This is a genomic window from Nocardia sp. NPDC056100, from assembly GCF_042266325.1.
In the GTDB taxonomy this organism is placed as follows: Bacteria; Actinomycetota; Actinomycetes; order Mycobacteriales; family Mycobacteriaceae; genus Nocardia.
The window spans coordinates 212,959-232,115 of the sequence record NZ_JBHJVY010000008.1 but is presented as its reverse complement, the minus strand read 5'-3'; the positions used below and the strand labels follow the sequence as shown (position 1 = coordinate 232,115).

The 19,157-nt window shown below is 67.0% G+C and carries 16 protein-coding genes; 8 read left to right on the top strand and 8 right to left on the bottom strand.

Going from position 1 to position 19,157, the window contains the following annotated elements; translation table 11 throughout:
• The first annotated feature begins 36 nt into the window (after positions 1-36).
• The 6 genes from ACFC0O_RS44940 to ACFC0O_RS44915 all read left to right on the top strand — a co-directional run bounded on the left by ACFC0O_RS44940 (position 37) and on the right by ACFC0O_RS44915 (position 9,235).
• Positions 37-1,581 (top strand): APC family permease, encoded by a 1,545-nt coding sequence (locus tag ACFC0O_RS44940; protein WP_375968422.1) that lies wholly within the window; start codon positions 37-39, stop codon positions 1,579-1,581.
• Complete coding sequence (locus ACFC0O_RS44935) at positions 1,578-3,137, top strand: GMC family oxidoreductase (RefSeq protein WP_375968421.1); 1,560 nt, start codon at positions 1,578-1,580, stop codon at positions 3,135-3,137. Before ACFC0O_RS44940 ends, ACFC0O_RS44935 begins: the two co-directional genes overlap by 4 nt.
• Positions 3,138-3,162: 25 nt before the next feature.
• Positions 3,163-3,957, top strand: a complete 795-nt coding sequence (locus ACFC0O_RS44930) for an IclR family transcriptional regulator (protein WP_375968420.1) — start codon at positions 3,163-3,165, stop codon at positions 3,955-3,957.
• A gap of 99 nt (positions 3,958-4,056) precedes the next feature.
• On the top strand, positions 4,057-4,722 hold the full coding sequence (locus tag ACFC0O_RS44925) for a hypothetical protein (protein ID WP_375968419.1): 666 nt from the start codon (positions 4,057-4,059) through the stop codon (positions 4,720-4,722).
• Positions 4,723-4,826: 104 nt separating this feature from the next.
• Positions 4,827-8,333 carry a carboxylic acid reductase gene (gene car / locus ACFC0O_RS44920; RefSeq protein WP_375968418.1) on the top strand — a complete coding sequence of 1,169 codons (3,507 nt, stop codon included), beginning with the start codon at positions 4,827-4,829 and terminating at the stop codon, positions 8,331-8,333.
• Between the two features lie 17 nt (positions 8,334-8,350).
• Entirely contained in the window at positions 8,351-9,235 is an 885-nt protein-coding gene (locus tag ACFC0O_RS44915; RefSeq protein ID WP_375968417.1) for a class I SAM-dependent methyltransferase, read from the top strand.
• Here ACFC0O_RS44915 and ACFC0O_RS44910 read toward each other — a convergent pair.
• From ACFC0O_RS44910 to ACFC0O_RS44875, 8 genes are all read right to left on the bottom strand, one after another.
• A complete protein-coding gene (locus ACFC0O_RS44910; RefSeq protein WP_375968416.1) occupies positions 9,208-9,471 on the bottom strand; it encodes a GlsB/YeaQ/YmgE family stress response membrane protein in 264 nt (87 codons plus the stop codon). The genes ACFC0O_RS44915 and ACFC0O_RS44910 overlap by 28 nt on opposite strands.
• Positions 9,472-9,617: 146 nt before the next feature.
• Positions 9,618-10,319 (bottom strand): hypothetical protein, encoded by a 702-nt coding sequence (locus ACFC0O_RS44905; RefSeq protein ID WP_375968415.1) that lies wholly within the window; start codon positions 10,317-10,319, stop codon positions 9,618-9,620.
• Positions 10,320-10,410: 91 nt separating this feature from the next.
• Positions 10,411-11,634, bottom strand: a complete 1,224-nt coding sequence (locus ACFC0O_RS44900) for a cytochrome P450 (protein WP_375968414.1) — start codon at positions 11,632-11,634, stop codon at positions 10,411-10,413.
• Positions 11,631-12,884: a cytochrome P450 gene (locus ACFC0O_RS44895; protein ID WP_375968413.1), complete on the bottom strand. Its 1,254-nt coding sequence runs from the start codon at positions 12,882-12,884 to the stop codon at positions 11,631-11,633. Before ACFC0O_RS44895 ends, ACFC0O_RS44900 begins: the two co-directional genes overlap by 4 nt.
• Positions 12,881-13,483 carry an ATP/GTP-binding protein gene (locus tag ACFC0O_RS44890; RefSeq protein WP_375968412.1) on the bottom strand — a complete coding sequence of 201 codons (603 nt, stop codon included), beginning with the start codon at positions 13,481-13,483 and terminating at the stop codon, positions 12,881-12,883. Before ACFC0O_RS44890 ends, ACFC0O_RS44895 begins: the two co-directional genes overlap by 4 nt.
• Complete coding sequence (locus ACFC0O_RS44885) at positions 13,464-13,820, bottom strand: DUF742 domain-containing protein (RefSeq protein WP_375968411.1); 357 nt, start codon at positions 13,818-13,820, stop codon at positions 13,464-13,466. Before ACFC0O_RS44885 ends, ACFC0O_RS44890 begins: the two co-directional genes overlap by 20 nt.
• Positions 13,817-14,239 carry a roadblock/LC7 domain-containing protein gene (locus ACFC0O_RS44880; RefSeq protein ID WP_364638379.1) on the bottom strand — a complete coding sequence of 141 codons (423 nt, stop codon included), beginning with the start codon at positions 14,237-14,239 and terminating at the stop codon, positions 13,817-13,819. Before ACFC0O_RS44880 ends, ACFC0O_RS44885 begins: the two co-directional genes overlap by 4 nt.
• Positions 14,236-16,482 carry an ATP-binding protein gene (locus tag ACFC0O_RS44875; protein WP_375968410.1) on the bottom strand — a complete coding sequence of 749 codons (2,247 nt, stop codon included), beginning with the start codon at positions 16,480-16,482 and terminating at the stop codon, positions 14,236-14,238. Before ACFC0O_RS44875 ends, ACFC0O_RS44880 begins: the two co-directional genes overlap by 4 nt.
• 592 nt (positions 16,483-17,074) lie before the next feature.
• On the opposite strand from ACFC0O_RS44875, the gene ACFC0O_RS44870 reads away from it, so the two are divergent.
• Together ACFC0O_RS44870 and ACFC0O_RS44865 are read left to right on the top strand one after the other, a co-directional pair.
• Positions 17,075-18,064, top strand: a complete 990-nt coding sequence (locus ACFC0O_RS44870; RefSeq protein ID WP_375968409.1) for a zinc-binding dehydrogenase — start codon at positions 17,075-17,077, stop codon at positions 18,062-18,064.
• Positions 18,065-18,228: 164 nt separating this feature from the next.
• The gene (locus ACFC0O_RS44865) at positions 18,229-19,140 is read left to right on the top strand and encodes a hypothetical protein (protein ID WP_375968408.1); all 912 of its coding nucleotides are present in this window, start codon (positions 18,229-18,231) and stop codon (positions 19,138-19,140) included.
• The last annotated feature ends 17 nt before the right edge of the window (positions 19,141-19,157 follow it).

Below are 19,157 nucleotides of genomic sequence, written 5' to 3'. Positions count from 1 at the left end.
ATATGTTCCGCTGCTTTTCTCGAAAGTTGGGCCGTCATGACGACCACCCGTCCCCCCACTCCCTCCGCAGCACCGAGCGACCACGGCATGGAAGAATTCGGCTATCGGGAATCCCTGAGCCGGAGCATCGGCAAATTCTCCAGTTTCGCCGCGGGCGTCAGTTACATCTCCATTCTGACCGGCACCTTCCAGCTCTTCTATTTCGGTTACAGCACAGCCGGTCCCGCATATCTGTGGTCGTGGCCGCTGGTATTCCTGGGGCAGTTGGCGGTGGCGCTGTGCTTCATGGAACTGTCGGCGAAATATCCCGTGGCCGGATCGGTCTACAACTGGTCGAAGAAGCTGGGCAGCAGGCTGGTCGGCTGGTCCGCGGGCTGGCTCATGCTGACCGCGTCGATTGTCACACTGTCGGCGGTGGTGCTGGCGTTGCAGTTGAATCTGCCCCGATTATGGAGCGGATTCCAGATCATCGGGGACGGGACCGGCGAGCACGATTACGCCACCAACGCGGTCGTGCTCGGCACCGTGCTGATCGTCTTCACCACCGTGGTCAACGCGTTCGGCGTGAAGCTGATGGCGCGGATCAACAGCACCGGGGTATTCATCGAACTCATCGCCGCGGTGCTGATCGCGATTATTCTGGGACTGCACGTGACGCGCGGTCCGAGTGTGTTCTTCTCCGCCAACGGTTATGGCGCGGGGCAGAGCGGCGGGTATCTGAGCGCCTTCCTGATCGCCTCGCTGGCCTCGGGCTATGTCATGTATGGCTTCGACACCGCGAGCTCACTCGGCGAGGAGACGGTGGAGCCGCGGCGCACCGCGCCCAAGGCGATTCTGCGCGCGCTGCTGGCCTCCTTCGTCATCGGCGGCGCGATCCTGGTCTTCGCGGTCATGGCCGCGCCGAACCTGTCCGATGAGAAGCTCGGGACCACCGACGGCGGATTGCAATACATAGTGCAGCAGGTCATGACGGGCTGGCTCGGGCGAGTGTTCCTGGTGTGCATCGTGATCGCGGTGATCGTGTGCTCGCTGGCGGTGCACACCGCCGGGATTCGGCTGACCTTCGCCATGGCTCGCGATAACGCGCTGCCGTTCTCCGAGCGGCTGGCCAAACTCAGCGTCAAGCATTCCGCGCCGGTCGTCCCGGCGGTGATCATCGGCGTGCTGTCGGCGCTCATCCTGGTGGTGAATATCGGTCAGCCGCAGGTGTTCACGGTGCTGACGTCGATCGCGGTCATCATGATCTACCTGGCGTATCTCATGGTCACCGGGCCGATGCTGTGGCAGCGGTTCAAGGGCAATTGGCCGCCGAACGACCTCGCCGAGAACGGCTACTTCAGCATGGGCCGCTGGGGGATGTTCGTGAATATCGTTGCGGTGCTGTGGGGTCTGGGCATGGCGATCAACCTGGCCTGGCCGCGCGAGGCCGTCTACGGCGGGCCCTGGTACAACACCTGGGGCGCGTTCATCTACATCGGCGCGATTCTGGGTGCGGGCCTGATCTGGTACGCGCTCAGGGGAATTCGCGTCATCGGTGTGCTCGCCTCACACGCCGCGCCCGCTGCCGAGGTGGCGTCATGACCGATACCTTCGACTACGTCATCGTCGGCGGCGGTTCCGCCGGATGCGTGGTCGCCGCGCGGCTCAGCGAAGACCCTTCGGTCACGGTGTGTTTGGTCGAGGCCGGGCCCTCCGATATCGGCGATGACAAGATCCGGCGGCTGACCGACTGGATGCTGCTGCTCGAATCCGGTTACGACTGGGACTATCCGGTGGAACCGCAGCAGACCGGCAACAGCTTCCTGCGGCATGCCCGCGCCAAGGTGCTGGGCGGATGCTCCTCGCACAACTCGTGTATCGCGTTCTGGCCGCCCGCCGAGGGCCTCGATGAGTGGGAGGCTCTCGGCGCGGCAGGCTGGGGTGCGGAGGGAGTGCTGCCGTACGTCACCAAGCTGGAGAACAATGACGCGCCCGGTGCACAGCACGGGCGCGCTGGACCGGTGCGGCTGCTGGATATTCCGCCCAAGGATCCGTGCGGCTACGCCGTGCTGGAGGCGGCCGCGCGGGTGGGATTGCCCACGGTGCAATTCAATCGGGGCTCCACCGTCCGCAATGGCGCGGGCTGGTTCCAGATCAATGCCGATGGCGACAACAACCGCATGTCGTCCTCGCACGCATATTTGCACCCGATTATCGGGCAGCGGCGGAATCTGGAGGTGCGGACCGGGTGCTGGGTCAGCGAAATCCTTTTCGACGACACCGATTCCGCGATCGGCGCGCGGTACCGCCGACCGGATCTGACCGGCTTCGACACCGTGCGGGCGCGGCGCGAGGTGATCATCAGCACCGGGGCCATCGACACCCCCAAACTGCTCATGCTGTCGGGCATCGGACCCGCGGATCACTTGCGGGATATGGGAATTCGAGTCCGGACCGATGCGCCCGGCGTCGGCTCCAACCTCGATGATCACGTCGAGGGTCTGGTGTTCTGGGAGGCGTCACGGCCCATGGTCACCAGCTCCACGCAATGGTGGGAGATCGGCCTGTTCGCCACCACCGCGGACGGGCTGAGCCAGCCCGACCTCATGATGCATTACGGCAGTGTGCCTTTCGATATGAACACCGTGCGCTGGGGCTATCCGACCACCGAGAACGGCTTCTGCCTCACACCCAATGTGACGCAGGGACTTTCGCGCGGCACGGTGCGCCTGTGGTCCCGCGACTTCCGCGATAAGCCCCGCGTGGACCCGCGCTACTTCAGCGATCCGGATGGCCACGATGAGCGAGTCATGTTGCACGGCATCAGATTGGCGCGGCGCATAGCCGAACAATCCCCGCTGCGCGACTGGGTGGCCCGCGAACTCGCACCCGGTCCCGAGGCCGTCACCGTCGCCGACCTCATCGACTACATGCACCGCACGCACAACACCGTCTATCACCCGGCGGCCACCGCCAGGATGGGCGCACCGGATGATCCGATGGCGGTGCTGGATCCGGAATTACGGGTCAAGGGTGTGCGCAACCTCCGCGTCGTGGACGCCTCCGCCATGCCGAAACTGCCCGCCGTGAACCCGAATATCACCATCATGGCGATGGGGGAGAAGTGCGCGGACCTGATCAAGGCGGCGGGGCGGTGATCTCGGCACCTACACTGGAATCGTTATGGCTATCCGAGCGGGCGAGGGGTCCGGCAAATCCCAGGAAGGCGCGGCGGTGCAGTCGGTCGACCGCGCGCTGACCGCCCTGGAGATCGTGGCCAAACTGGGGGCGGCCGGGGTCACCGAGATCGCGGCCGAACTCGGGGTGCACAAATCCACGGTGTCCCGGCTCATCGCCGTGCTGGAATCGCGCGGCTATGTCGAACAGCTCTCCGAGCGCGGCAAATACCGCCTCGGCTTCACCATCGTGCGGCTGGCGGGGTCCACCAGCGCCCATATGGATCTGCCGCGCCAGAGTCAGGACGTGTGCGATGAACTCGCGGCGCGCCTGGGTGAGACCACCAATATCGCCATCCTGGACAGCGATCGCATAGTCAATGTCGCCGAGGCCGTCGGCTCCGCGGGCGTGGCCCTGCGCACCTGGGTCGGGCAGAGCTGCCCGGCGCACGCCACCTCCAGCGGCAAGGTGCTGCTCGCCGAACTCTCCGCGACCGAACTGCGCACCCACCTGTCCCGCCGCCTGGATTCCTTCGCCCCCAATACGATCACCGAACTTCCCGCCCTGCGCACCCAGCTCGAGCAGATTCGCCGCCAGGGCTGGGCCGCCTGCGAGGAAGAACTGGAGATCGGGCTCAACGCGGTGGCGGCCCCCATCCGCGACAGTGACGGCCGAATCATCGCCGCCCTCAGCGTCTCCGGGCCGTCGTATCGGCTGCCGCCCGCCCGATTCCCCGAAACCGCGCGCCAGGCAATCGATTCCGCGCACACCATTTCGCGCCGCCTCGGCTACACCGGCTGAGTCGCGTGGCCATGACAGGCGACTGTTAAGCGCACCGCAAGATCGACTCGCCAGGATTCACCGACAAATGAGATCGGTGGAACGCGGAGGGGAGTCGCCGTGGTGGGGATTATCGCGTTGATGCTGCTGGGCGCGGTGGTGTTCGCGGTCGCGCTGGCGTCGGCGGCCGCGCGCGCCGAGCGGGTGCGGCAGGAGATGCTGTGGAATTGGGCGGTCGCGCAGGGCTGGTCGTTCCAGGTGCGCGGAAGCGCCAGGTGGGCCGCACGACTGCCGGGGCTGCGGCGGCGCAGGCTCGGCGTGACCATGACCGGTTGGCTGGGCGGACGCCCGGTGACGGTGGCCGAATACTCCTATGACACCGAACACGGGTCGTCCTCGGGTAGTGACGGCTCGACCACGTGGACCACACATCACTTCATCGCGGTGATGGTGCTGCTGCATCGGCCGTACCCTGCCATCTCCATACAGCCGCGCGGCGCGTTCTCCCAGCTGGGGAGGGCGATCTTCGGCGATAAGCCGACCGCCACCGGTAATGGTTCGTTCGATTCGCGGTTCCGGATCAAGTGCGGGGATCCGGTCGCGGCCAAGGCGCTGGTGGGTCCGGCGCTGATCGATGCGCAAATGGCAGGCGCGGTGCCGCCGTGGAGTCTGGTGGGGGCGGAATTGCTCAGTTGCACAGCGGTATCCGGGAAACTGCGCGATCCTAATATGATCTTCGCGCATGCCGCGCCGCTGGTGCGGGTGGCGGATCTGCTGGGGAGATAGCGGACACGCGTGATTTTTCGGGCGAATAGCGGGGATGCTTGACATTCCGGGGTTGCGGGCGCACCGTAATCTGGTTAGCTATGCTAAACGTCTGAGGGGTCGTCGTGGACACTGGCACGTCGGAGGCTGAGCGCAGGCAGCGGATCGCGAATCTGCTGGCCGATGCGCAGGTTGGTGCGGCACTGCAGAGTGACGAGGTCAATGCCGAGATTCGGCGGGCCGGGCTCGCGCCCGCCGAGATCATCTCGATCGTGCTGGAACGGTATGCCGAGCGCCCCGCACTGGGGGAGCGGGCGTACGAGGTAGTCACCGATGCGCAGGGGCGGCAGACGCGGCGGCCGGTGGATCGGTACGACACCATTACCTACGCCGAGCTGGCGGCGGGGATCCGCGCGCTGCGGGCCGCGTGGTGGGACGATCCGAATCCGGTGCGGACCGGGGAATTCGTGGCCACGCTCGGGTTCACCAGCGCCGATTACACGACCGTTGATCTGGCGTGCCAGCTCTCCGGGCTGGTTTGCGTGCCATTGCAGGCGAGCGCGGCTGTGGCGCAGTGGAATTCGATTCTCACCGAGACCGCGCCGCGGGTGCTCGCGGTCAGCCTGGAGCTGCTGGACGCGGCGCTGACGGCGATTCCCGAGAGGCTGACGCCCGCGGTGATCGTCATCGACTTCCATGCCGACGACGACTATCACCGCGCCGCACTGGAATCCGCGCGGGCGCGACTGCTGCGGGACGGCAGCTCGATCACGATCGAGACACTGGCGCAGGTGCTGGAGCGTGGGCGCTCGCTGCCGCCGGTCGCGGCCGTCCCGGTCGACTCCGAGGCGCTGGCGCTGCTCATCTACACCTCCGGGAGCACCGGTGCGCCCAAGGGAGCCATGTATCCGGCGCGGCTGGTGAATGCCATGTGGACCGGTGGCGCTGCGCAATCACCCATTCCCGCAATCAATTTCAGCTATATGCCGATGAGTCATGTGGCGGGGCGGCTGTCGCTGCTCGGTGCGCTGTCCCGGGGCGGCACCGCGTATTTCGCGGCGGTCAGCGATCTTTCGACGCTGTTCGAGGATATCGCGCTGGTGCGGCCCACCGAATTCTTCTTCGTACCGCGCGTGTGCGACATGGTGTTCCAGCGCTTCCTGAGCGAGGTCGGCGGCCGGGTCGCGGCCGGAGCCGATCGCGATGACGCGGTGCGCGAGGTGAAAACCGAACTGCGCGAGCGCGTGCTGGGCGGGCGGATATTCGGGGTGATGGTGGGCAGCGCGCCCATCTCGGCCGAGATGAAGACCTTCATGGAATCGCTGCTGGAACTCGAGCTGCACAATGGCTACGGGTCCACCGAGGCGGGCGGCGGCATCCTGTTCGACAATCGGCTGGCACGGCCGCCGGTGCTGGACTACCGGCTGGTCGATGTGCCGGAGCTGGGGTACTACGGCACCGATAAGCCGTATCCGCGTGGGGAATTGCTGCTCAAGACCACCGTCATGATTCCGGGCTACTTCAAGCGCCCGGATATCACGGCCGAGATCTTCGACGCCGACGGGTTCTATCGCACCGGTGACATCGTGGCCGAAATCGGCACGGACGAACTGGTTTACGTCGATCGCCGCAATAATGTGCTCAAGCTGTCGCAGGGTGAGTTCGTCACCGTCGCGAAGCTGGAGGCGGTGTACGCCACCAGTCCGCTGATTCGGCAGATCTACGTGTACGGCAATAGTGAGCGGGCGTATCTGCTGGCAGTGATCGTGCCGACCGACGAAGCACTGGCCGCCGGGCCGGACGCGGCCACCAGTGCGGCGCTGCGCGAAGCGTTGAACGAATCGCTGCAACGGCTGGCGCGTGAGGCGGAACTGGAATCGTATGAGATTCCGCGGGCGTTCCTCATCGAGACCGAGCCGTTCACCATGGATAACGGCCTGCTCGCCGGGCTCGGAAAGCTATTGCGGCCCAAGCTGAAAGAGCGCTACGGGGAGCGGCTCGAAGAGCTGTACGCCGAGCTCGCGGCCGCGCAGGCGAATGAGCTCGCGGTGCTGCGCCAGGACGCGGCACACCGGCCCGTGCTCGAGACTGTCAGCCGCGCCGCCGGTGCGCTATTGGGTTGTGCGGCGGGTGATTTGCGGCCCGATGCGCATTTCGCGGATCTCGGCGGTGATTCGCTCTCGGCGCTGTCCTTCGCCACGCTGCTCACCGATATCCTCGGCGTCGATGTGCCGGTGAGCGTGATCGTCAGTCCGGCCAATGATCTGGCCGCGCTCGCGGATTATGTAGAGCAGCAGCGTGCTTCGGGATCGCAACGTCCTACCGCCGCGACCGTGCACGGTGGTGACGACCGCATTCGCGCCGCTGATCTGACCCTGGACAAGTTCATCGATGCCGCGACACTGGCGGCCGTCACCGAACTGGCGGACAGCACCGAGTCGCCACGCACCGTATTCCTGACCGGTGCGAACGGCTACCTGGGCCGCTTCCTATGCCTGGAATGGCTACGGCGCGTGGCTGATTCGGACGGTACGGTCATCTGCCTGGTGCGCGGCAGTACCCCGGCGGCGGCTCGGGCGCGGCTCGATGCCGCATTCGATTCGGGTGATGCCGGGCTGTTGCGCGAATACCGCGAACTGGCCGACCGTCATCTGATCGTGCTGGCCGGTGATATCGGCGATGCGAATTTCGGTCTCTCACAGCCGGAATGGGATCGATTGGCCGAGCAGGTCGATGCGATCGTGCATCCCGCCGCGCTGGTGAATCACGTGCTGCCGTACAACCAGCTGTTCGAACCCAATGTGGCGGGTACGGCCGAGATCATCCGGCTGGCACTGACTTCGCGTATGAAGCCGGTCACCTATCTGTCGACGGTCGCGGTCGCCGATCAGGTCGATCCGGAACTCTTCGACGAGGACGCCGATATTCGTCAGATCAGCGCGGAACGCCGGGTCGGCGACGGATACGCCAACGGCTACGGCAATAGTAAATGGGCCGGTGAGGTGCTGCTGCGCGAGGCGCACGAGCATTTCGGCCTGCCCGTGGCGGTCTTCCGCTCCGATATGATTCTGGCGCACAGCGATTACGCGGGTCAGTTCAATCTCACCGATATGTTCAGTCGCCTGCTGCTCAGCCTGCTCGCCACCGGGATCGCGCCGAAGTCCTTCTACCGCACCGACTCCCAGGGCAATCGACAGCGTGCGCATTACGACGGGCTGCCCGTCGATTTCACGGCGGCGGCCATCACCGTACTCGGTGCGGACAGCACCGGATTCCAGACCTTCGACGTCTTCAACCCGCACGATGACGGCATCTCCCTGGACACCTTCGTCGACTGGCTGATCGATGACGGAAACGCCATCGACCGCCTCGACGACTACGACAACTGGTTCACCCGTTTCGACACCGCGCTGCGCGCACTACCGGAACCGCAACGCCAGGCATCGGTGCTGCCGCTGCTGCACGCCTACCGGTACCCCGGCCTGCCGATTCCCGGTTCCGCCTTGCCCGCCAAGCGATTCCACGCGGCAGTACAGGACGCCGAGATCGGCCCGGACCGCGATATCCCGCATCTGACACCGGAACTGATCCGCAAATACGTGACCGATCTGCGATTGCGCGGACTGCTCTAGCCCGAAAGGCTCGATCCATGGAGAACGGTCAACCCAGCCGGACCGCCCTCGCCACCGCGTACGCCCGCGCCTACCACCAGTTCGCCGATGAACCGCGCATCTTCACCGATCCACTGGCGGTGCGCATCCTGGGCGTGGACGCGACGGTCGTCGCACAGCGGCACGCGACCCCGAGCACCCGGCCGGGTGAGGATCCGGACCTGAATCGGCGTCGCCGCATCTTCCTGGCGGCCCGCGCGCGCTTCGCCGAGGACACCGTCGCGGCGGCCGTCGCCAGCGGCACCCGGCAGGTCGTCATCGTGGGCGCGGGCCTGGACACGTTCGCCTACCGCAATCCCTACCCCGAGCTGCGGGTCTTCGAAGTCGACCATCCCGACACCCAGTCGTGGAAGCGCCGCCAACTGGCGAAATCCGATATCCCCGTACCGGAATCGGTGACCTACGTCCCCGTCGACTTCGAAACCAGCACCCTGGCAGCGAGTTTGGCCGCGGCGGGTTTCGATCGCACCCAGCCCGCGGTATTCGTCTGGCTGGGCGTCATCATGTACCTCACCCGCGAGGCCATCCTCGGCACCCTGGATTACATTGCCGGACAGGCGGATACCGCACAGGTGATCTTCGACTACCTCTGCCCGGGCGATACCGCCGAGGAACGCGCGGCGCTAGAGGCCCGAGCCGCCCGCGTGGGCGCGGTCGGCGAACCATTCCTGAGCTACTTCACGCCCGCCGAAATGGCAGAGCTACTGCACGGCCTGGGCTACACCGATATCGAGGACCACACGGCCCCCGACATCATCGCCGACCTGTTCGGCACACCACGAAACCCGCAGTCCGGCAACATGCCTCACGTACTGCGCGCCACGCACGGTGCGGATCAGACCCGGGCCTTCACGAACTTGTAGATGACCAGCACGATCACCGCGCCGACGATCGCCCCGAGGAAGGTGTGCGATACCGGCGGATGCACGCTGAACTTATGCGGTGCGAACACCAGACTGCCGAGCGTACCGCCGACATACCCGCCGACGATCCCCAGCACGATCGTGGCGATCCACCCGAAATCTTCCTTACCTGGAACAAGGAGCCGGGCGATGGCGCCGGCGATCAGGCCGATGATGATCATGGCGATAATGCCCATGGCAATGCTCCTAGCCGTGCGGATGTCGCGAACTCGACGGTAGCAAAACAAACCGCCCAGAAGAGCGTGTCGCCCGACATCAGCGCGTCCGGTTCGTGAACATCTGCCATCACCGCCGAATCCCGTTGCGTCCGTGCGCGGCAGCCCTATTTCGAGTTGCGGACCTTCTCCACGGCGGCGGCGAAGAATTTTTGGAAGGCGGCTTGGTCGGGGGTGCCGGAGAGGGCGGCGGAGCGGGCGGCGATGGTGAGGCCGCGGAGGGTGGCCCAGCCCTGGTAGGCGGTGCGGGTGGTGGCGGGGGTGCCGGGGAGGGCGGAGGTGCTGGTGGCCTTGTAGGCGACCGAATCGACGCCGTCGAGGGTGGCGGGGAGTTTTTCCATATCCACCTTGGTTTCGACCTGTTGGCCGTCGACCGTGCTGATCGAACTCAGGTGGGCGCACTTGGTGTTGGTGTCCATCATGAGGTTCAGGTCGGCGGTTTTGGGGGAGACGAATTCTATATAGATGTCCATGTTCTCGGTGGCGGCGGCGGACATGGCGGAATTGCTCAGCAGATCGTTGCTGAGGGCCGCCAGATCCACTTGCGGGCCACGGCAATCCGGCGGGGTGACGGTGGAATTGGCCATGATGTCGCCGAGGTCGGTAACGCTGGAGCGCAGTTTGTCGGCGGGGATGTCCAGGGGCTTGGTGCCGGGCGGGAACTCCGAAGCGCTCAATAGCAGCTGATCGCGGGGCGTACTCGGTTGCGGGGTACCGGAACCCGCGCCGGAATCGCTCTTGGTGCCACCGCAACCCGTGGTGAGCAGCACCGCGCACAGGATCGCTGAAATCGCTCCCTTGGTCATCACGCGCCACAGCATGCCAGGCGGTTGCCGCGAATTCCGGGAGGTGCGGTGGGCGAGTACGGCGGCCGATGCCTCGAGCATCGGCCGCCGGAGCTCAGATGCTGATCGGGAGAGCGGCCACGTCGTTCTGGGTGAGGACCGGCAGGTGGGTGATCTCCTCGTCCGGGATCGCGAGCTTGAGGCCCGGGAAACGCTCGAAGAGAGCGGGCAGGCCGATAGCCGCTTCCAAGCGGGCCAGCGCCGCGCCGGGGCAGATGTGCGGACCGTAGCCGAAGGAGATATTGCGGTTCGCGGTCGTACGGGTGATGTCGTACTCGTCGGCGTCCGCGCCGTGCACGGCGGTATCGCGGCCGACGGCGCGGTAGGAGATCACCACACCCTCGCCCTTCTCGATCACGGTGTCGCCCACCGTAATATCCTCGGTGGCGAAGCGCATGAGCAGATGCGTGACGGGACCGTCGTAGCGCAGCGTCTCCTCGATGGCCTGCTTCCAGTCCACATCACCGCTGCGCAGCGCCTCCAGCTGTTCTGGGCGAGTCAGCAAGGCGCGCACCGTATTCACGATGAGGCTGACCGTGGTCTCATGCCCGGCGGCGACCAGCGCCTTGAGATTGCCGACCACCTCTTCCTCGGTGAGCGGGTCGCCGCCCTCATCGGCCAGGATCAGCGCGCTGGTGAGATCGTCACCGGGAGAAGCGGTTTTGCGGCGCACCATCTCGGTGAAGTACACGTCCATGGCATCGATGACGCGCAACCGCTCATCCTGCGGGGTCATCATGGAGAAGAACTTCTTGTACCAGTCCAGCAGCATGGCCTGATCGCCCGGCTCCACGCCCATGAGCTCGCTGATCACCCGCATCGGCAGCGGATAGGCGAAGACCTGCTTGAGATCCACCACCTCGCCCTCGCGCGCGGCGGCCTCGAGATTGTCGAGCAATTCCGCGACCAGCGCCTCGATCGACGGCCGCAGCGCCTCCAGCCGGCGCGGGGTCAGCGCCTGCGTGGTCTTGATGCGCAACCGGCGATGCTCGGCCCCGTCCACGGTGAACATCGAACGCCCGGCATCGATCATGCCGATCAGCGGCCACTGCCGGGTCACCACGCCCGAGGTCCACAGCCCCCAGGAATTGATGTCCTTCACCAGGCGGGTATCGGTCAGCAGCTGACGGGCCAGGGCGTGCTCGGTAATGGTCCAGACGGGCACCCCGAGCAGTTCGATACGGGTCACCGCACCGGCCTCGCGCAGGCGCGCGGTCTCACCGGCCAGATCGGCGACCATGGGATCGATGGCGATGGCGTGTGGGCATGCGGAACTCACTGGAAACCTCCGACGGCACGAACTGGGCTGAAAACAACAGGGAGAGAAGACATTCCCTGCATGAATGGAGACGGTCGGCGCATCAGGTTCCGCGCGGGCACACTCAGATCGATATCGGGCAGCCGATCCAGCAGCACCTCGATACCGGTCCGGGCGATGATCTCGGCGATATGCTGCGCCGGGAACGGGCAGCGATACTCACCGTGGCTGAACGCGAAGTGCGCGCTGTTGCCGGTCTGCATACCCTCCGAAACATGCTGGCGCACATGCGGATCGGTATTGGCCGCGGCCAGACCCAGCAGCAGCAGATCCCCGGCGCGAATCGTCTTGTCGCCCAAGCGGGTATCGCGCGCCGCCCAGCGCCCGGCCAGAATCGAGGTCGGGGACTCCTCCCACAGCACCTCGTTCATGGCCTGACTGATACTGCGGCGGCCACCGCCCAGCGCGGCCGCGAACCGATCGTCGGTGAGCATGAGCCGCACCGAGTTTCCGAGCCAGTCACAGGTGGTCAGATGCCCGGCGGCGGTGATCGCCATCAGGTCGTTGATGTATTCCTCATCGGTGAACGGCGTCGGATACGCCAGCATGCGCGAGGTCAGATCGTCACCGGGCATGGCCTTCTTCATCGCCACCAGGCGCTGCATATGACCCATGAATTGCAGATGCGCGGCCTGGGCGTCCGCGCCGCCGTTCGCCATCACCTTCATGGACCAGGCCAGATGCGGGCCGTCCGAATCCGGGAAACCCAGCAGTGCGGCCAAGGTGAGCACCGGCAGCGGTTCGGCGAACTCGGCCATGAGATCGGCGGAGCCGCGCCCGCAGAAAGCGTCGATCAGCCGATCGGCCAAACTCTCACAGACCCTGCGCAATTCGAACGGATCCACCGATTCCAGCGCGGGCTCCACCATGGCGAGATGGCGGCGATGTTCCGCGCCCGCGGTGAAGTAGATGGACGGCATGGGCTGCCCGACCATCGGCAGCAGCGGCCAGTCCTCGGGGATATTGCCCCATTGATTCCACAGGCTCACATCGCGCGGGAACAACTCCGGGCTATTGGTGACCTGATGCATTTCGCGATAGCCGATGACCAGCCACGCGGGCACGCCGCCGGGCAGTTCCACCGCCACCACCGCACCGTGTTCGCGGCGCATATCGTTGTAGAGGTGGTGCGGATCGGTGTGGAAGCGCGGGCCGCTCAGCGGTACGACGCCCGGCCGCACCGGGCAGGCGGCGGGCTCGGGCGAGGTCATGACAGCGTCTCCGGGGTGTAGAGGTATTCGACCAGGGTGATCAGCACCTGCTTACAGGAATCACGCTGCCGCGCATCACAATCGATGAGCGGGACGTGCGGATCCAGATCCAGCGCCTCGCGCACCTCGCGCGGATCGAAATCCGCGCCGAAGTTGTTGCACGCCACGATGAACGGCGTGCGCTGATGTTCGAGCCGGTCGATCGCGTACCAGGAGTCGGAGATTCGGCGCTGATCGACGAGCACGATCGCGCCCAGCGCGCCGGTGAACAGCCGGTCCCACAGGAACCAGAACCGTTCCTGCCCGGGCGCGCCGAACAGATACAGCACATGTTCGGCGTCGATGGTGATGCGGCCGAAGTCGAAAGCCACCGTGGTGGTGGACTTTCCGGGCGAACCCGCCGGATCGTCGACGCCGACGCCCACCTGGGTCATGGTGGCCTCGGTATCGAGCGGCCGGATCTCGCTGACCGCGCGCACCATGGTGGTCTTGCCGACGCCGAAACCGCCGACGATCACGATCTTGAGGCCATTGCTGGCGGAGGCGTGCAGGGGTGCGGCGGCGCGGGACGGCCGGGGGTCAAAGATTGCGGAGTCCAACGAGCACCTTCTCCAGGGTGGTGGTGTCGGGCAGCGAATGCCATTGCGAGGCAGGGTCATACCGCGGATGCCTCACGGTGATCTTGCCCGCGTGCAGCAGATCCGACAGCAGAATGGTGGCGATGCCGACCGGTAGTCGCAATTCCGCCGCGATCTCCACCACGGCGGTGGGGGAGCGGCAGATCTCCAGAATCGCGGCATGCTCGGATTGCATGCCCGGCGCCGGATCGCATTCGCTCACCACGAGGGTGACCAGATCGAAGGCATCCGAATCCGGTCGGCTGCGGCCGCCGGTCAGCGTGTAGAGCCGATCCGGATCCTCGTCTGGCCTGGTCACGACACGCCAGCTCCCCGGGGATCGCGCACCCGCGGCTGCGCGGCAAGGTGCTCGCCCAGTTGTTCCACCAGTTCGCGCATATTGTGGCCGACCAGTCCGGCGTCGGCGTCCTCGGCGGCGACCACCGCGATATGCGCGCCCACCCCCGCCTCCACGATGAACAGGATGCCGCCGTAGAACTCGGTCATGGACTGGCGCACACCGCCGCGCCCATCCCCGAACTCCACCGACGCACCGTGCGAAAGGCTTTGAATACCGGCGGCGATGGCCGCCAGCTGATCGGCGCTGTCATTGGCCAGCTCCGGGGTGTGGCAGATCTTCAACCCGTCCCCGGACAGCAGCAGGGCATGCCTGGCGCGCGGGGTACGGGTGAGTAGCTGCTCCAGCAGCCAGCCCAGCTGCGTGGCGGACGGGATCATTTATCGCTCTCCAAGGCCGACGGGAAAGGTATTGCGGTACCGGCATTCTCGCGCCCGTTGACCGCTCGCTGAAAAGCCCCCAGCGCGCCCGGCGACACCGGCCGCGCCACCCCGCGCGGAGGCGCTTCGGGCGCCGCGAGCCCCTCGGGATGCACCTGCGCGAGTGTCTGCCCCCGCACGCGGCGCGGCAATCCGGAGGGGAGTGGGGCTGCCGAGCCAGGGGCGGCAGGAGCCGATCCGCCAGGCGCGGAAGGCTTTACAGCAGTGCTCTTGTCACCGGAATCGAACATGCGATCCGGCAAAACCGAAGTGCTACCGGAGAATCCGGGTGCCGAACCGGGGTGATAGCCACCGGAACCGACGGGACCGGGGTGCTGGCCGCTGGACCCTGCCGGTTGTACTCCGCTACCGGCGGGCGTGGGAATCGAATCAGCATGTGGCGCAGCGGCATTGGATCTATTGCGCTCCGAGGCGGGGCCCGGCGCGGTCTCTCGGAACCACGGTGTCGCCGCCCTGTCCTGTCCTGCCACGGTACCCACCGGCACCCCGCCGGTGTGCTGGCCGGATCGCACGACAGGTGCGGATTCGGCTGTGCCGGAGGGGATTGGCAACGGAGCACCCGGGTTGGACGCTGTGGTGCGCTGTCCCGGGGCCCGGTTAGCTGCGTTGGCGTTGGCGTTGGGGTTGGTGACGGGCTCGGGTGCGCGGGAGGGATTGGGCACCGCGCCGGGAGTCGGTGCTCCCGGCCTACCCGCAGGTTGTCCGCCGCGTTCGGGCCCGGCGAATCCGATTGCGCCAGAGGAAATGGCGGCCGCCGGGGTGCTGCCCTGCTCGGCGGCACTGCTGTCCGCAGGTTGCGCCCGCTCGCCCGATGACGTGTCCGGTGTTGGGCCGAAATGGATTTCGGCACGGCGTGGGATCGGGCCGGTGGGGTTCGGGTCGGCGTTCGGGGAATCGGGGCGGGGCGCTGCCTGAGGTGGGGCGGTGGTGGTGATGTCCACGGTCAGGAGGGCCGGGATGGTGTCGGAGCGCGGGGGTGAGGCGGGAGGGAGATCGGCCGTGGGACGGGCGGGGAGGGGGATGGCGGAGAGGGCACCGGGGGTGCGGTCGATGCGGGTGGTGAGTTCGCGGGGGACGACCACTACCACCGCGGTGCCACCGATGGCGGAGGGGCGGTAGGAGACGGTCAGGTCGTGTTTGCGGGCCAGGTAGCCGACCACGGCCAGGCCCAGGCGGGTGCCGGAGAGCGAGGAGAGGTCCGAGATGCCCGGGGCCGCCGCGGGATTGGAGCCGAGGTTGCCCAGTCCCGAGGGGTTGGATTTGCCGGAGACGGTGGCTTCGGCGCGGCGCAGGGCGGATTCGCTCATGACCAGGCCGCTGTCCTCGATGGTGATCACCACGCCCGCGGGGACCTCCGCGGCGTAGACGTGCACCTCGGTGGTCGGCGGCGAGAAATTGCAGGCATTGTCGAGGAGTTCGGCCAGCGCGTGCATGACGCCCTCGGCGGCGTGCCCGGCGACGGCGATATCGGTGACCGCCCGCAACCGGATGCGCTGGTAACCCGCGACGCGGCCCATGGCCCCGCGCAGAATCGATTCCATGGCAATGGGTTTGGCCCAGCGGCGTCCGGAGCGCGCACCACTCAGTACCGCGACGCTGTCGGCGAGCCGTCCCGCCTGCGCGGTGCGATGATCGAGCTCGAGCAGATCGGCCAGCACCTTGGGATCGGCGTGCCGATGCTCCATCTCGCGCAGTTCGGCGAGCATGGAGGTGCTCATCGCCTGCATACGACCGGCCGCGCCCGCGAACGCCGCCATGGCCGCCGCGCGCCGATTCTCACTCTCCTTGGCCTCACGCGTCTTGACCGCGACCGCCTCGGTGAGCGATTGAATTCGCTGCTGCCCGTCCGCGAGTCGCGCCTCCGCCTCGGCGATGACCGCCGCGGTCCGCGCCTCGGCGTGCCCGGCCCGGGTATCGCCCACCTGACCCGCACGCCCGGCCAGGGACCGGAAATAGGCCGCCGCGGTGATCGCCGCGCACAGCAGCACCGCCGCGATACCGCCGCCGATTCCGACCGCGATCCGCATATCGTCCGGGGCCGCGAATACCGTGCCGCCCACCGCGATCGCGGTCACCGCGGCACATCCCAGCAGCGTCCCGAACGGCAGCCGTGCACCGTCGACGGTATCCGGCTCCCCGCCCCTGGGATTCGATGATCCCCCGGGATTCGATGACTCCGACAAGCTTTGCACTTCCGCACGCATGTGCACCGGGGCGAGTTCCACGGTGCGACCGCATCCGCTCGATGGCGGAGCACGCCAAATATGTGCACCGGCAAGCGGATTCGGATCTAGCGGACGAGCATATGCGTCCGGCATGTCCAGCGCTACCCGAGCGCGAACGCCCAGGCAACGCGCTATCCCGTCAGTTGGGACCACCGTCGCCGGGCCGTAATCGGCTGTACAGAATCAGTTTTCGACCTGCTCACGCCCGCACCACCGGTGCCGTCGCGCCCGGTGATCGTGAGCTGCCGCGATCGCCTCGACGTCCGGCCCCGCAGTCACACCACGGCAAACACACACCGCCCGACCGAACTTGACCGGAAATGTTCAACTGATGACGCCCCGGCGGGGGTCGAATGTCCGGCGGTCGGGGCGATTCATTTCCGGGCTGTCAGCGGAGCGCGGGTGCCCGGTACGGCCGCGGCCCAGGCACCGTAGACCGCTCCCTGTAGTACGCATCACACCGGCGATAACGCGCGCACCGCTTGACCTGAACCAATGTTGAGGTTGGAGGGTGGTGTCAGTTATCCGGTACGGCGGAAAGGTTAGGGCGATGCGCGTTGTCGAAGCCAAGGCATTCGGAGATCCGGAAGTGCTGGCGGTGAATGAGGTGCCCGATCCGGTGGCGGGAGCCGGTGAAGTGGTGGTCGCGGTGGCCGCCGCCGACGTCATGTTCCTGGACACCATGCTGCGCAGCGGCGCCGGTCGCGACTACTTCCCGGTGCACCCGCCATTCGTCCCCGGCGGAGCGGTGTCCGGCGTGGTGGAATCGGTGGGCCCAGGCGTCGACGCGGAATGGATCGGCCGCCGGGTCGCCACCCCCACCGCCGACAGCGGAATCGCCAGCGGCACACCGACCGGCGGCTACGCCGAGAAGGTGCTGGCCAAGGCCGACACCCTCTCGATCGTCCCCGAGGATCTGACCCTGGATCAGGCGGTGGCCCTGGTGCATGACGGTCGCACCGCGTTGGCCGTGGCCGATCGCGCCGAACTGCGCGCGGGCGAATGGGTCCTGATCACCGCTGCCGCAGGCGGATTGGGCACCCTGCTGATCCAGCTCGCCCGCACGGCGGGGGCGCGCGTCATCGCCGCGGCGCGCGGTGAGGCGAAACTCGCACTGGCGCAACGACTCGGGGCCGAAGCGGTCGTCGACTACTCCCGGCCGGACTGGGTCGATCAGGTCCGGGAAATCACCGGCGGCGTGCACGCGGTGCTCGACGGCGCGGGCGGGCGGATCGGCGGAGACAGCGTGGCGGCCCTGGTCCCCGGTGGGCGCCTGCTCGGATACGGCAATGCGGCAGGCGGATTCGCGGCTGTCGATGCCGAAGCCGCGGCGGCGCGCGATATCACGGTGCTCACCCTCTTCGATATCACCGCCGCGGGCACCGACTGGGTCGCACTGCACGACCGCGTTCAGGCGGAAGCCGCCGCCGGTCGACTGGAGGTCGTCATTGGGCAGCGCTTCGCCCTGGAGGATGCCGCCGCCGCGCACAGCACCATCGAATCCCGGGCGGCGGCGGGGCGCACCATCCTCACCGTCTGATCGCATAGCGCCGGGGCCGTCCATTCGGACCGACTGCCGGGGTCGATCGCCGCCAGAGCGCCGCGGTCGGCCCCGGCAGTCGGCGTGTCGGGAGCGTTTTCCCAGCTCCCGGGGGCCGCGGCGGGCAAGCTGGACGGCGGGCGGGGCTCGACGCGGAGGTTGCGATGGGCTACTGGACAGGGCTGATCGGTGCGGTCGCGGTGGGCGTCTGCGTGTGTTCGGCCCCGGCGGCGGCGCAGGAGCCGAAACCGCACGAGCCTCAGCCTGGTGAGCATCGGCAGGTGCCCCCGCGCACGGCGATCTCACTGCGCTCGATCGTGCCGGGCATGAAGTGGGGCACCGAGAACGAAACCGAATCGCGCGGCGGCCTGTCCATCGCCAAGCTCTACCTCGCCGATTACGCGCTCCGGCACGGCGACGGCTCCCCGCAGGATAAAGAGTTGGGGGAGCGCATGATTCGCTACTCCGACGATGCCGCGGCCGACGCCATGGCGGCCAAATATCCCGGAGCCATCGACGCGGTCGCCGCCGAATACGAACTCCCGGCCACACATGGCGGCGCGGACTGGGGCATGTCCTCCACCAGCACCGCCGATATGGCCGATTTCCTGCTGGCCAAGGTCCGCAATGATCCGGACAGTCCCATCCTCGACTGGATGGAGCAGGCCAGTACAACCGCCGCCGATGGCACCAAGCAGGATTGGGGCACCTCGCGGCTGCCGCATATCAAGGGCACCAAATGGGGCTGGGCGGATACGGGCGTTCCGGAAGTCGCCTCGGCCTCCTTCGGTTCGGGCTTCACCGTCACCGCGCACACCTACGGCACCGCCGCCGAGCAGACCGAGGATGTGCTCGCGGCCGAAGCCGGTGAACTCGGACCGCTCACCAATGTGCTGGAGACCCTCTCCGGTGTCCTCGGTCCGGTGCCGGGTTTCCTGGCACCGCTGGGCGGAACGCTCGCCCCGCTGGCCGACTTCTTCGACTCGGTTCCGGGTCTTCCCGCGGCGATGCCCGGCCTGGCTGGAATGTTGCCCGGCCAGCCCGGTCCGGCGGGCGGGCCCGCACCTCAGCGGTGACCTGGCACACAGCTATT